The organism is Rubrivivax sp. A210, assembly GCF_904426505.1.
Classification (GTDB): Bacteria; Pseudomonadota; Gammaproteobacteria; order Burkholderiales; family Burkholderiaceae_C; genus Rubrivivax.
On sequence record NZ_CAJGBN010000001.1, the window covers coordinates 157,698 to 171,199 of the forward strand.

The 13,502-nt window shown below is 71.1% G+C and carries 10 protein-coding genes; 7 read left to right on the top strand and 3 right to left on the bottom strand.

What is annotated here, in order from left to right; translation table 11 throughout:
* The first annotated feature begins 20 nt into the window (after positions 1 to 20).
* The 5 genes from JMV16_RS00700 (at position 21) to mtnA (ending at position 5,372) form a co-directional block, all read left to right on the top strand.
* On the top strand, positions 21 to 917 hold the full coding sequence (locus JMV16_RS00700; RefSeq protein WP_201492236.1) for a LysR family transcriptional regulator: 897 nt from the start codon (positions 21 to 23) through the stop codon (positions 915 to 917).
* Between the two features lie 183 nt (positions 918 to 1,100).
* A complete protein-coding gene (dusA, locus tag JMV16_RS00705; RefSeq protein ID WP_201492793.1) occupies positions 1,101 to 2,057 on the top strand; it encodes a tRNA dihydrouridine(20/20a) synthase DusA in 957 nt (318 codons plus the stop codon).
* A gap of 136 nt (positions 2,058 to 2,193) precedes the next feature.
* Positions 2,194 to 3,336 (top strand): sensor domain-containing diguanylate cyclase, encoded by a 1,143-nt coding sequence (locus JMV16_RS00710; RefSeq protein ID WP_201492237.1) that lies wholly within the window; start codon positions 2,194 to 2,196, stop codon positions 3,334 to 3,336.
* A gap of 72 nt (positions 3,337 to 3,408) precedes the next feature.
* Positions 3,409 to 4,290, top strand: coding sequence for an S-methyl-5'-thioadenosine phosphorylase (locus tag JMV16_RS00715; protein WP_201492238.1), 882 nt, complete (start codon positions 3,409 to 3,411; stop codon positions 4,288 to 4,290).
* A complete protein-coding gene (gene mtnA / locus JMV16_RS00720) occupies positions 4,287 to 5,372 on the top strand; it encodes an S-methyl-5-thioribose-1-phosphate isomerase (RefSeq protein ID WP_201492239.1) in 1,086 nt (361 codons plus the stop codon). The genes JMV16_RS00715 and mtnA overlap by 4 nt, the downstream gene beginning before the upstream one ends.
* Before the next feature lie 62 nt (positions 5,373 to 5,434).
* Here the strand turns inward: mtnA and JMV16_RS00725 are convergent, their stop codons facing one another.
* Positions 5,435 to 6,646, bottom strand: a complete 1,212-nt coding sequence (locus JMV16_RS00725) for a polyhydroxyalkanoate depolymerase (protein WP_201492240.1) — start codon at positions 6,644 to 6,646, stop codon at positions 5,435 to 5,437.
* Positions 6,647 to 6,761: 115 nt separating this feature from the next.
* Here JMV16_RS00725 and JMV16_RS00730 point away from each other — a divergent pair, with 115 nt between their 5' ends.
* A complete protein-coding gene (locus JMV16_RS00730) occupies positions 6,762 to 7,481 on the top strand; it encodes a glutathione S-transferase (RefSeq protein ID WP_201492241.1) in 720 nt (239 codons plus the stop codon).
* 67 nt (positions 7,482 to 7,548) lie between these two features.
* Positions 7,549 to 11,043 carry a pyruvate carboxylase gene (locus JMV16_RS00735; RefSeq protein WP_201492242.1) on the top strand — a complete coding sequence of 1,165 codons (3,495 nt, stop codon included), beginning with the start codon at positions 7,549 to 7,551 and terminating at the stop codon, positions 11,041 to 11,043.
* 3 nt (positions 11,044 to 11,046) lie between these two features.
* Here JMV16_RS00735 and JMV16_RS00740 read toward each other — a convergent pair whose 3' ends face one another.
* Together JMV16_RS00740 and JMV16_RS00745 are read right to left on the bottom strand one after the other, a co-directional pair.
* Positions 11,047 to 11,988 (bottom strand): DMT family transporter, encoded by a 942-nt coding sequence (locus tag JMV16_RS00740; RefSeq protein WP_255511404.1) that lies wholly within the window; start codon positions 11,986 to 11,988, stop codon positions 11,047 to 11,049.
* Entirely contained in the window at positions 11,985 to 13,427 is a 1,443-nt protein-coding gene (locus JMV16_RS00745; protein WP_201492243.1) for a type VI secretion system contractile sheath domain-containing protein, read from the bottom strand. The genes JMV16_RS00740 and JMV16_RS00745 overlap by 4 nt, the downstream gene beginning before the upstream one ends.
* Between the last annotated feature and the right edge of the window lie 75 nt (positions 13,428 to 13,502).

Below are 13,502 nucleotides of genomic sequence, written 5' to 3' on the forward strand. Positions count from 1 at the left end.
CCATCAATGGCGCTATCTGCATGGAACTGTTGAACGACATGGCCTTGTTCGTCGCGGTCGCCCACAGCCTGAGCTTTCGCCGCGCGGCCGACGCCACCGGGGTGCCGAACTCGACGCTGTCGCGGCGCATCAGCGCCCTGGAAAAGGCCATTGGCCTGCGGCTGCTGCACCGCACGACGCGCAAGGTTGAATTGACCGAGGCCGGGCAGATCTACTACGGGCGCTGCCGGCCCATCGTCGATGAGGCGCGGCGGGCCCACGAGCAACTGGGCCAGTTGCTGGCGCAACCCAGCGGCGTGCTGAGGGTGTCGCTGCCGGTGGACTTCGCCACCACCTACATGGCACCGCTGATCGCGGAGTTCGCGCGCCGCCATCCCGGCATCAGCTTCGAGTTCGACCTCACGCCGCGGCGTGTCGACCTGGTCAGCGAACCCTTCGACGTGGCCATCCGCATGGGCGGACTCGCCGACTCCAACCTGGTTGCGCGCCTGCTGGCCCGCCTGCCGGTGGGGGTCTATGCCTCGCCGCGCTATCTGGAGGCTTCGGGAGTGCCCGAGCACGCCGGCGACCTTGCCCGGCACGCTTGCCTGGGCTTTCCCAAGGCGGGCAGGTGGGTGCTGCACCGCGGGGAGGAGGTCGCCGAGGTCGAGGTTGGTGGCCGGTTCCAGGTCAACAGCGTGGGCATGCTTCGACGGCTGGCGGCGCTGGACCTGGGCGTGATCCTGCTGTCCGAAGAGCTTGCCGCCGATGACGTGGCCGCTGGACGCCTGCGCCGGATACTGCCTGCCTGGCAAGGCCGGCCGACGCCGGTCTACGCGCTCACCGAGACGCGCCTGCTGCCCGCGAAGACGCAGCGCTTCATCGAGTTCTTGCAGGAACGATTGACGCAGCCATGTGGCGCCCATGCGGTGACGTAGATCCGGGCGGCGCTGGATCGTCGCCTGGCACAACCGTCATGCGCCAGCCATTGATTACCATGCACGAGCCGGTGTGCCTCATTCCGGCTTTCGCCTCGTCGATCCCAACCCGGCAGGGACCGACAGAAACACACAGAGCCATTGAATCCACCCCTTGACCCCTGGCGCCTGTCCGTCGCCCCGATGATGGACTGGACCGATCGCCATTGCCGCTACCTGCATCGGCTGATCACCCGCCACACGCGGCTTTACACCGAGATGGTGACCACCGGGGCGCTGCTGCATGGCGATGTGCCGCGCCACCTGGACTACAACGCCGAAGAACACCCGCTGGCGCTGCAGCTGGGTGGCAGCGAGCCGGCCGACCTGGCGCAGTGCGCGCGCCTGGCCCAGCGCTGGGGCTATGACGAGGTCAACCTCAACTGCGGCTGCCCCAGCGAACGCGTGCAGCGCGGGGCCTTCGGCGCCTGCCTGATGGCCGAGCCCGAGCTGGTGGCCGATTGCGTGAAGGCCATGCGCGACGCGGTGGCGCTGGCGGTGACGGTGAAGCACCGCATCGGCATCGACCGCGTCGAAGACTACGGCTTCGTGCGCGATTTCGTCGGCACGGTGGCGCTGCGCGGCGGCTGCGAAGTCTTCATCGTCCACGCGCGCAATGCCTGGCTGCAAGGCCTGTCGCCCAAGGAGAACCGCGAGGTGCCGCCGCTGCGTTACGAGATGGCGCACCGGCTCAAGGCCGACTTTCCGCAGCTCACCATCGTCGTCAATGGCGGCCTCGCCACCGACGCGCAGATCGCCGAGCAGCTGCGGCATGTGGACGGCGTGATGGTGGGCCGCCACGCCTACCACGAGCCCTGGGCGATGGCGGGCTGGGACGAGCGCTTCTTCGGCAGCGCGCCGGCCGTGGCCAGCCGCGACGAGGTCGAGGAAGCGATGCGGGCCTATTTCGAGCGCCTGCAGGCCAGCGGCACGCCCTGGGGCCACGCCGCGCGCCATTTGATGGGCTTGCGCAACGGCCAGCCGGGAGCCCGGCGCTGGCGCCAGGTGTGGTCAGACCCGCGCTTCAAGGCCGGCCCGCCGCGCGCTGCGCTGGAAGCCGCCAACCGCGCACGGCTGCAGTCGCAGGCAGCCCCCGCGTGACGCAGCGCAAGCCAGGATATAGCCCGCCTGCCTACACTGCGCCAGACACTCGGGGGGGTGTGGCGCCAAGGCAGCGCAAAGCGGGCGTGAAGTCGCCATGAGGCAGGGCTTGGACAGGCGGCGTTCTCTGAAGCTCATGCGTTGGGGCGGCCTGGCCTTCGTCGCGCTGGACATCTGCAGCCATGCGCTGATGGCCCGCGGCGACGCGCCGTCGGCCCTGATGCAGGCCTGGGCCCCCATCGCGCCCTGGCTGTCGGTGCTGACGACGCTGATCCTGGCCCTGCTGCTGTGGCGCGCCACGCGCGAGCTGGTTACCGTGCGCGCCGACAACGATGTCGAGGCGGCGCGCCAGCAGGAGGTTCTGGACGCACTGCAGATTGGCGTCGTGCTGTACGACCGCGAGGACCGCCTGGCGCTCAGCAACCGCGATTTCCGCCAGCTCTATCAAAACTTCGCGAAGGCACTGGTGCCGGGGCGAACCTTCGAGCAGCTGCTGCAGGTGGTGGTCGATGGGGGTGGCATCGCCGAAGCTCAGGCCGACCCCCGGGCCTGGATCGCGCAGCGGCTGGCCCAGCACCGCCAGCCCGGCCCGCCGGTGCTGCGCCAGATGCCCGACGGCCGCTGGCGCCGCATCATCGAGCAGCGTCTGGGCGACGGCAGCCTGCTCGCCCACAGCGTGGACGTGACCGAGTTGATGGAGCGCGAGCGCGAGCTGCAAACCCTTAACGCCCGGCTCGATGCGCTGAACACCGAACTGGCCCAGCTGTCCGAGACCGATGCGCTGACCGGCCTGGCTAACCGGCGCCAGTTCGACCGCCGGCTGAGTCAGGAATGGACGCGGGCTCAACGCCACGGCATTCCGCTGGCGCTGCTCATCCTCGACGTCGACCACTTCAAGCCCTTCAACGATCACCTCGGCCATCCGGCCGGCGACAGCTGCCTGCGCGAGGTGGCGGCCTTGCTGCGCGGCTCGGCGCACCGGCCCGCCGACCTGGTGGCGCGGGTGGGCGGCGAGGAGTTCGCGATCCTGCTGCCCCACCAGGACGGCCACGACGCCGATGTCGTGGCCCGGCGCTGCCTGGAAGCGATGGCGTCGGCGGCCATCGCCCACGGTCATTCGCCGGTGGCGCCGCATGTCACGCTGAGCATTGGCGTGGTCCACGTCGGCCGCGTGGATGGCGGATTGGAGGCTGCGGCGCTGGTGGCCGCCGCCGACGCCGCGCTTTACCGCGCCAAGCGCGAAGGGCGCAACCGCTGCGTACACGCCGCGGCGTTGTAGGCGCGGCCGCCGCGTGCAGAATGCGCCCCTGTCCCGGGCCCCGGCCGGCACCGGGCTCACCCAAGGACACCCATGAGCGAACCCCTGCTCGGCATCATCGGCGGCAGCGGCCTGTACGACCTGCCCGGACTCACCGACACCGGCTGGAGCCGCGTCGAGACGCCCTGGGGCGCACCGTCTGACGAGGTCTTCCAGGGCCGGCTGGGCGGCGCCCGCCTGGCCTTTTTGCCGCGCCACGGCCGCGGCCACCGCATCCCGCCGGGCGAGGTGAACTACCGCGCCAACATCGCCGCGCTCAAGATGCTGGGCGCCACTGATGTGCTGTCGCTGTCGGCCGTGGGTGGGCTGCGTGCCGACCTGCCGCCCGGCACCTTCGTCGTCGTCGACCAGTACATCGACCGCACGGTGGCACGCGCGCCCAGCTTCTTCGGCACCGGCCTCGTCGCCCATGTCTCGCTGGGCCACCCGGTGTGTGCGCGCCTGGGCGACCATGTGAAGGCGGCGCTGGTGCAGCAGGGCGTACACCATGTGCGCGGCGGCACCTATCTGTGCATCGAGGGGCCGCAGTTCAGCACCCTGGCGGAGTCTCAGCTCTACCGCAGCTGGAACGCCAGCGTCATCGGCATGACCAACATGCCCGAGGCCCGGCTGGCGCGCGAGGCCGAGCTCTGCTACTGCTCGGTGTCGATGGTGACCGACTTCGACTGCTGGCACCCCGATCACGACCACGTCACGGTGGACGCCATCATCCAGGTACTGCTGGCCAATGCGCAGGCGGCGCGCACCCTGGTGGCCGGCCTGGCCGGTGCCATCACCGCCGATGCCAAGGGCCCCGCCTGCGCCTGTCGCCATGCGCTGGACACGGCGCTGATCACCGCCCCCGCGGCGCGCGACCCGGCCCTGGTGGACAAGCTGCGCGCCATTGCCGGCCGCGTGCTGGGGCCGGCCGCATGAAGGTGGGCGGTGTCGCGATGCGCCCGCTGCGCGCCGAGCCGGCGCGCGACGCGGTGGTCGTCATCGATCAGCGCCTGCTGCCCCACCGACTGCAGCTGGAACGCCTGGCCACGCCGCAGGCCGTGCATACGGCCATCCGCGACATGTGGGTGCGCGGCGCGCCGCTGATAGGCGCCACCGCCGCCTACGGCTTGGCGCTGAGCCTGAACGAGGCCGCCGACGACGCCGCGCTGGAAGAAGCCGCGGTCTGGCTGCGCCAGGCGCGCCCCACCGCGGTCAACCTGGCCTGGGCGCTGGACCGCATGCTCGCCCGGCTGCGTCCGTTGCCGGCGGCGCAGCGTGCGCCTGCCGCCTGGGACGAGGCCGATGCCATCGCCGAGGACGACGTGCGCGCCAATGCCGCCATCGGCCGCCATGGCCTGGTGCTGCTGCAGGCCATCGCGGCGCGGCGGCCGGGGCCGGTGAACGTGCTCACCCATTGCAATGCCGGCTGGCTGGCCACGGTCGATTGGGGCACGGCCACCGCGCCCCTCTACCAGGCGCAGGCGGCCGGCGTGCCGCTGCATGTGTGGGTGGACGAAACGCGGCCGCGCAACCAGGGCGCCAGCCTCACGGCCTGGGAGCTGGGTCAGGCCGGCGTGCCCCACACCCTGGTGGCCGACAACGCAGGCGGTCATCTGATGCAGCATGGCCGGGTCGACCTGGTCATCGTCGGCTGCGACCGCGTCAGCGCACGCGGCGATGTCTGCAACAAGATCGGCACCTACCTCAAGGCGCTGGCGGCGCGCGACAACGGTGTTCCGTTCTATGTGGCGATGCCGACCTCGACGCTGGACCGCGCCATCGAAGACGGCGTGGCCGAGGTGCCCATCGAAGAGCGCAGTGCGCGCGAGGTCACCCACCTGAGCGGGCTGGATGCGGCGGGGCAGGTGGTCGAGATCGCCATCGCACCCGCGGCTACGGTGGCCGCCAACCCGGCCTTCGACGTGACGCCGGCGCGCCTGGTGACGGGCCTGATCACCGAGCGGGGCATCGTCACGGCCACGGCCGAGGCGCTGGCCGCGCTCCCCGGCCCCGGCTGAGGGGCATGGCGTGCGCCCAGAGCGACGTCCGCGCCGGCCCCGACTGACGAGCCTGGCCCGACTTACTGCGAGACGTGGATCACGTCGCGCACCAGCGGGTAGATGTGGTTCTGCCAGCGCCGGCCGCTGAAGACGCCGTAGTGCCCCACGTCGGGCTGCACGTAGTGGGTGCGCATGTAGGGGCGCAGGCTGCTCAGGATGTCCTGCGCCGCCAGCGTCTGGCCGATGGCGCAGATGTCGTCGCGCTCGCCCTCCACCGTGAGCAGCGCGGTGCGGCGCACGGCGGCAGGGTCGACGCGGCGGCCGCGGAAGGTGAGCTCGCCCTTGGGCAGCGCGAATTCCTGGAAGACCAGGCTCACGGTCTCGAGGTAGAAATCGGCCGCGAGGTCGGCCACCGCCAGGTATTCCTCATAGAACTGGCGCGTCACCGCAGCCTTCTCGGCCTCGCCGTCGACGAGGTGGTGGTAGTAGTCGCCAAAGGCCTTGCGGTGGCGCTCCTGGTTCATGCTCATGAAGGCCGCCAGTTGCACGAAGCCCGGGTAGACGCGGCGGCCGGCGCCGCGGTAGCGCCAGGGCACGCGGGCGATCAGGTTTTTCTCGAACCAGCTGATGGGCTTGGAGGTGGCGAGCTTGTTGACCTCGGTCGGGCTGACGCGGCAGTCGATGGGCCCGGCCATCAGCGTCAGGCTCACCGGCGTGGCCGGGTGGTCGTCTTCCGACATCAGGGCCACCGCGGCCAGCGAGGCCACGCAGGGCTGGCAGACCGCGACGATGCTGGCGCCAGGGCCCATCGCAGCCAGGAAGTCGATGATGTGCTGGGTGTATTCGTCGAGGCCGAAGCGGCCGGCCGCCAGCGGCACGTCGCGCACGTTGTGCCAGTCGGTGACGTACACGTCGTGGTCCTGCAACACGGTCTGCACGGTGTCGCGCAGCAGGGTCGCGAAATGGCCCGACATCGGCGCCACCACCAGCACCTTGGGCTGGGCCGGGGCGCCGGCCTTGCGAAAGCGCCGCAGCGCGGCAAAGGGCGTGCTGGCCGCCACTTCCTCGGTGACCGGCACTTCTTCGCCCTTGATCCGGATGCTGTCTATGCGCCAGGGCGGGCGGCTGTGCGTGATCTCGCCCAGCTCCAGCACCTTGGCGGCGGCTGACAGCTGGCGCGCGCCGCGCAAGCCACCGACGGCGCTGCGGGGAAGCAGTGCGGCGGCCGTGCGCGCCGACGCGCGCAGGGGCCACATCAGGTCGGTCTGGGTCTGGTAGGCCTGGTACATCATGGTGGTGGGCGGGGCAGGGTGCGGATGAGCAGCCCTGCCGCAACAAGCGCGCCAGGGCCTGTGGCACAGGGCTTGCACCGCAGCCCGCCGTGACCCTCTTGCCGGAGACTGCCCCATGCCTGCCGTGAAATCCCCTGAGGCCAAGGCCAGGCCGCGCAAGGTCGCAGCCGCCACCGCGACAGCCACCGCCACCCTCACGCTGAGCAGCAAGAACTACTCCTCGTGGTCGCTGCGCGGCTGGCTGCTGGCGCGCTTTGCTGGCCTGGCCTTTGAAGAGGTGATGGTCGCGCCCGACGATGCCCAGGCGCGGCGCGAGCTGCTGCTGCTGGCGCCCTCCATCCTGGTGCCCTGCCTCAGCCACGAGGGCGCCAAGGTCTGGAACACGATGGCCATCGCCTGCTACCTGGACGAGCTCCATCCCGAGGCCGGCCTGCTGCCCACCGAGCGCCTGGCGCGCGCCCACTGCCGCTCGGTCTGCGGCGAGATGAATTCCGGCTTCAGCAATCTGCGCTCCTCGCTGCCCATGAACCTGAAGGGCCACTTCCCGGGCCACAAGGTCTGGGGCGGGGCCCAGCCCGACATCGACCGCATCTGCGAGATCTGGCTCGACTGCCTGCAGCGCCACGGCGGCCCCTTCCTCTTCGGCGCGCGCCGCGGCATGGCCGATGCGATGTTCGCGCCCGTGGCCACGCGCTTCCTCACCTACGACGTCAAGCTGCCGGCGGCCTGCCTGCAGTACTGCCACACGGTGATGGCCATGCCCGAGATGAAGGAATGGGTGGCGGCGGCGAAGCAGGAGCCCGAGGAAATCGACGAGCTCGACATGGACTTTTGAGCGCCAGCGCGCACCAAGGCGGCGCGCGAGCGCCCGGCCCCATGCCCCGGACCGAGGAATCCCCGCGATGAACCACCGCCCGATACGCTCCATCCTGATCGCCAACCGCTCCGAGATCGCCATCCGCGTGATGCGCGCCGCCTCCGAGATGCGCATCCGCACGGTGGCCATCTATTCGCAGCAGGACCGCCAGGCGCTGCACCGTTTCAAGGCCGACGAGAGCTACCTGGTGGGCGAGGGCCAGAAGCCGCTGGCCGCCTACCTGGACGGCGACGACATCCTGTGCATCGCGCGTGCAGCCGGCGTCGACGCCATCCACCCGGGCTATGGCTTTCTGTCCGAGAACCCCGACTTCGCCGCCAGCGTGATCCACGCCGGCATGCGCTGGATAGGGCCCACGCCCGAGGTGATGCGCACGCTGGGCAACAAGGTCGCGGCGCGCCACGCCGCGGTGGCGGCCGGCGTGGCCGTGATGCCGGCGACGCCGCCGCTGCCGCTGGACCTGGCCGAATGCGCGCGCCTGGCCTCCGGCATCGGCTACCCGGTGATGCTCAAGGCCAGCTGGGGCGGCGGCGGGCGCGGCATGCGCGTGATCGAGGGCGAGGCCGAGCTGGCCTCGGCACTCGAGGCCTCGCGCCGCGAGGCCCTGGCGGCCTTCGGCAACGACGAGGTCTATTTCGAGAAGCTGATCCGCCGCGCCCGCCACGTCGAGGTGCAGATCCTGGGCGACCAGCACGGCAACGTCGTACACCTGCACGAGCGCGACTGCACGGTGCAGCGGCGCAACCAGAAAGTGGTCGAGCGCGCGCCCGCGCCCTACCTCGACGCCGCCGGCCGTGCCGAGCTGTGCGACAGCGCGCTGCGCCTGATGCGCTCGGTGGGCTATACCCACGCCGGCACGGTCGAGTTCCTGATGGACGCCGACACCGGCAAGTGCTGGTTCATCGAGGTCAATCCGCGCATCCAGGTCGAGCACACGGTGACCGAGATGATCACCGGCGTCGACATCGTGAAGGCGCAGATCCGCATCACCGAGGGCGGCCACATCGGCGTCACCCAGGCCGGCGCCGACGGCCGCCACCCGACGGGCGTGCCGGCGCAGCCGGACATCCCCCTCAACGGCCACGCGCTGCAGTGCCGCGTCACCACCGAAGACCCCGAGAACGGCTTCCTGCCCGACTACGGCCGCCTGGCGGCCTACCGCAGCGCCGCCGGCTTCGGCATCCGGCTCGATGCCGGCACGGCCTACGGCGGCGCGGTGATCACGCCCTACTACGATTCGCTGCTGGTCAAGGTGACGTCCTGGGCGCCGACGGCGCAAGAGACCATACAGCGCATGGACCGCGCGCTGCGCGAGTTCCGCGTGCGCGGCGTGGCCACCAATCTGCAGTTCCTGGAGAACCTGATCAACCACCCGGCCTTTGCCGAGGGCCGGATCACGACGCGCTTCATCGAGAACACGCCCGAGCTGCTGGCCTTTGCCGCGCGGCGCGACCGCGCCAGCAAGCTGCTGCGCTTTCTGGCCGAGGTGGCCGTCAACGGCAACGCCGATGTGCGCGGGCGCACGCTGCCGGCCCTTCCGCTGCCCAAGCCGGTGCTGCCGCCAGTGGATGCCGAGGTGCCGGTGACCGACGGCAGCCGCCAGCGCCTGCAGGCCCTGGGGCCGGCGCGCTTTGCGCAGTGGATGCGGGACCAGAAGCAGGTGTTGTGTACCGACACCACGATGCGCGACGCCCACCAGTCGCTGCTGGCCACGCGCATGCGCGCGGCCGACATGCTGCCGATCACGCCCTTCTACGCCCAGCATTTGCCGCAGCTTTTTTCGCTGGAATGTTGGGGCGGTGCCACCTTCGACGTGGCGCTGCGCTTTCTCAAGGAAGACCCCTGGCAGCGCCTGGCCCAGCTGCGCAGCCGCATCCCCAACGTGCTGTTCCAGATGCTGCTGCGTGGCTCCAACGCCGTGGGCTATACCAACTACGCCGACAACGTGGTGCGCCATTTCGTGCAGCAGGCAGCGGCCGGCGGCATCGACCTGTTCCGCGTCTTCGATTCATTGAACTGGGTCGCGAACATGCGCGTCGCCATCGACGCCGTGCTCGAGAGCGGCGCGCTCTGCGAAGGCGCCATCTGCTACACGGCCGACCTGCACGACGCCCGCCGCGCCAAGTACGACCTCAAGTACTACATCGGCCTGGCGCGCCAGTTGCAGCAGGCGGGCGTACATGTGCTGGCCATCAAGGACATGGCCGGCATCTGCCGCCCGCGCGCCGCCGCCGCCCTGGTCAAGGCACTGAAGGAAGAGACCGGCCTGCCCATCCACTTCCACACCCACGACACCAGCGGCGCCGCGGCGGCCTCGGTGCTGGCCGCCATTGACGCCGGCTGCGACGCGGTGGACGGCGCACTCGACGCCATGAGCGGCCTGACCTCGCAGCCCAATCTCTCGGCCATCGCCGCCGCGCTGGCCGGCAGCGAGCGCGACCCCGGCCTGCCGGCCGAGGCCTTGCACGCGGCTTCGATGTACTGGGAGGGCGTGCGCCGCTTCTATGCGCCCTTCGAGAGCGAGATCCGCTCCGGCACCGCCGACGTCTACCGCCACGAGATGCCCGGCGGCCAGTACACCAATCTGCGCGAGCAGGCGCGCTCGCTGGGCCTGGCCCACCGCTGGACCGAGGTTTCGCAGTGCTATGCCGACGTGAACCGGCTCTTCGGCGACATCGTCAAGGTCACGCCCACCTCCAAGGTGGTGGGCGACATGGCGCTGATGATGGTGGCCAGCGACCTGACGGTGCCGCAGCTGCTGGACCCGGCGCGCGAGGTGGCCTTCCCCGAATCGGTGGTCTCGCTGTTCAAGGGCGAGCTGGGCTTTCCGCCCGACGGCTTTCCGGCCGACATCGGCCGCAAGGTGCTCAAGCTAGGCCCCGATGCGCCGCTGCCCGAACCCTACCGCCCGGGCGACCGCCTGCCGCCGGTGGACCTGCAAGCGGCGCGCGCCCAGGCCGAGAGCGACTGCGGGCAGGCGCTGGACGAGCGCCAGTTCGCATCCTGGCTGATGTACCCCAAGGTCACGCGCGAGTACTACCAGCACCTGCAGCTGCACGGCGACACCGCGGTGCTGCCGACGCCGGTGTTCCTCTACGGCCCCCAGCCGCAGCAGGAGATGGCGCTGGAGATCGACCCCGGCAAGACGCTGCTGGTGGCGCTGCAGGCCATCACGCCCGATGGCGACACGGCGCACAAGGTGCAGTTCGAGCTCAACGGCCAGCCACGCACCGTGCGCGTGCTGCGGCCCGACGCCGCCGGCGCCGCGAAAGGGCGGCCGGTGGCCGAGCCCGGCAACCCCTGCCATGTGGCCGCGCCCATGCCCGGCGCCATCGTCAGCGTGGCGGTCAAGCCGGGCCAGCGCGTCAGCGCCGGCAGCACCCTGCTGGCGCTGGAGGCGATGAAGATGGAAACCCACGTCGCCGCCGAGCGCGATGCCGAGGTCGAGGCGGTGCTGGTGGCGCCGGGGGATCGCGTGCAGGCCAAGGACCTGCTGATCGTGCTCAAGCCGCTGGCCTGAGCCTCAGCCGCGCTCCGGCCACGTCGCCAGCAGCAGCCCCGCCAGTGCCAGCGCAAAGGCCACGACATGGGCCGCGCCCCAGGCCTCACCCAGCACCGCGATGCCCACGGTGGCGGCGGCCAGTGGCAGCATCACGGTGAAGACGCCGGCGCGCGAACTGGGCACATGGCGCAGGCCCTGCATCCACAGCCACACGGTCACCATGCTGGCGGCCACGGCGTAGAACAGCAGCAGCAGCCACAGCGACGGCGCCACGCGGCCGAAGTCGAAGCTCCAGGCCTGCCAGAGGCCGAAGGGCGTCACCAGGGCCAGCCCCCACAGGTTGATGAGGGCGCTGATGCGCCGCGGCGAGACGTTGCCGGTGAGCCGCTTGCCGATCACCACATAGGCGGCCTCGCAGAACACCGCGGCCAGCAGCAGCGCATAACCCAGCGCAGACTGCCCCGTGGCCGCCTCGGAGCCGCCGCCCTGGTGGCGCGCCACGGCGAGAAAGGCGATGCCGGCGGCGGCGCAGGCGATGGCCGTGGCGACGCGGGGTTTGATCTGCTCGCCCAGGAACGCACGCGACAGCAGGGCCACGGCGGCCGGGATGGCCGCCATGGTGACGCCGGCGGCCAGCGCCGAGGTCAGCTGCACGCCGTAGAGCATGCAGATGCTGAACAGGAAGTTGCCGAGAAAGCTTTCCCAGAACAGCAGCTTGCGGTCGTGCGGCGACAGCGCCGCCTCGCCGGGCCGCCGCCGCACCCAGTGCAGCATCACGACCGCCGCCATGCCGAAGCGCAGCCAGGCCAGCAGCAACACCGGAAACGCCGCCAGCAGCAGCTTGCTCAGGCCCACATAGCTGCCCACCAGGGCCATGCTGGCGGCCAGGCTCAGCCAGGCCCAGGCCGGTACTTGCGACGGTGCATGGGCCGGCGCGCCGCCCTGGCCTGTGGCGTCGCTCAACGCGCGGCGGCGCCCAGGGCCAGGGCCTGGGGCGGATGGGCGATGGACTGCATGCGCATCACCGTCACCGCGTTGCGGTGTCTATGGCTCATCAGCGCCATCAGCCCGGCCTCGAGCAAGGCCTGGCCGGCCTGCTCGCCCAGGTACTGTTCGGCGCAGGCCTGCAGTTCCTGCTCGCCGTCGCGCTCGAAGGTGTAGGCCGGCAGATCGCCGATCTCGCGCTCGTCGCCCGGCTCCATGTCCCAGCCATTGAGGGTGAAGGCGCGGCCGATGAGCAGCGCCACCGCCAGCGAACCCGCACCCCACAGGAAATGGGCGTGGGTGGGCGTACCGGCAAACTCTTCGAAGGCGAAGGCGCTCACCGGGTCGCTGCGCTTGCCATAGGGCAGGCGCAGCAGCACGCGCGGCGCCGCCAGGCCCAGCCAGGGTGCGGCCTCGCTGCCGCGCAAGGCCTGCCAGCCGGCCAGCGCCGCCGGCTCGGCCAGTGCCAGAGCCGGGTCGCCGGCGGCGATGAAGGGGCCGCCGGCCTGGGATGCGATCAGGCCCAGCGCCGCGAGCAGGCCGACATCAGCATCGCCCGGTCCGAAGCCATAGAGCCCGCACAGCAGCGACCAGCCCTGGCCGCCGGGCACATTGCGCCAGCGGTCGGCCAGCGCGTGGTGCAGGCCGGTCTGGGCCAGCCGACCCTGGGCCGCCACCACATCGGCCAGCAACTCTTCACGCGTGACGTCGAAGAGGTGCAGCTCCAGTGTCTCGTCCAGCTCCAGGCCCGAGACCAGCCATTGCACGCCACGCCAATGGGCTTCAAGCGACTGGAAGTCTGGTGCATGCAGCACGGCGCGCATCTCGGCCGCGATGGCGGCGTCGACCGAGGCCACCAGCGTCTTCTGCTGTGGCGCGGTGTCGGGGACGATCTGGTGGCCGACGATGCTGCGGATGAAGGCGTCGATGCCGGTGGCTGCAGGCTTGGCGGCCGTGGGTGCCGCAGTTCCCGCGGGCTTGCCACCCAGCAGGCCGGCCAGCAGATCGCCGCCGCCACCGCCGCCGCCACCGCCACCGCTGCCGCTGGCCGCCGCGGGCGCCACGCCCAGTTCGGCCGCCGCGGCGGCGAACTGCGCCGGGTCCAGCAGGCGCTGGCGCAGCGAGCGCAGCGCGGCGAACAGCGGCACGCGGGCATAGAGCGCGTCGGGGTGGAAATCGTCGAGCTGGGTGAATGCGATTTCGGCACCGGCATGGCTGCAGCGTGGCGCCAGGCGGGCGAGTTGCTCGTCGAAGTTGTCGAGGTCGACCTTGAAGGTCTTGCGGCTGGCCAGCGGCGGCCTCTCGGTGGCCGGCCGGGCGCTGAAATCGCCCAGCAGCAGGATGCGCAGCGGGCCCTTGCCATCGCGCGGACGCGGGCGCGGGCCGGGGGAGAAATCGAATTGAAGTCGGGTGGGCATGGGGGGCTCCAGGGCCAGGGGTGGCGCCTTGACTGTGGCCCAGAGCGGGCGCGCAGCGCAACGCCTAGCAAGTGC

Coding starts and splice junctions, on each gene's coding strand:
- JMV16_RS00735 (WP_201492242.1), top strand. CDS start 7,549: ATGAACCACCGCCCGATACGCTCCATCCTGATCGCCAACCGCTCCGAG.
- JMV16_RS00725 (WP_201492240.1), bottom strand. CDS start 6,646: ATGATGTACCAGGCCTACCAGACCCAGACCGACCTGATGTGGCCCCTG.
- JMV16_RS00700 (WP_201492236.1), top strand. CDS start 21: ATGGAACTGTTGAACGACATGGCCTTGTTCGTCGCGGTCGCCCACAGC.
- JMV16_RS00715 (WP_201492238.1), top strand. CDS start 3,409: ATGAGCGAACCCCTGCTCGGCATCATCGGCGGCAGCGGCCTGTACGAC.
- dusA (WP_201492793.1), top strand. CDS start 1,101: ATGATGGACTGGACCGATCGCCATTGCCGCTACCTGCATCGGCTGATC.
- JMV16_RS00710 (WP_201492237.1), top strand. CDS start 2,194: ATGCGTTGGGGCGGCCTGGCCTTCGTCGCGCTGGACATCTGCAGCCAT.
- mtnA (WP_201492239.1), top strand. CDS start 4,287: ATGAAGGTGGGCGGTGTCGCGATGCGCCCGCTGCGCGCCGAGCCGGCG.
- JMV16_RS00745 (WP_201492243.1), bottom strand. CDS start 13,427: ATGCCCACCCGACTTCAATTCGATTTCTCCCCCGGCCCGCGCCCGCGT.
- JMV16_RS00730 (WP_201492241.1), top strand. CDS start 6,762: ATGCCTGCCGTGAAATCCCCTGAGGCCAAGGCCAGGCCGCGCAAGGTC.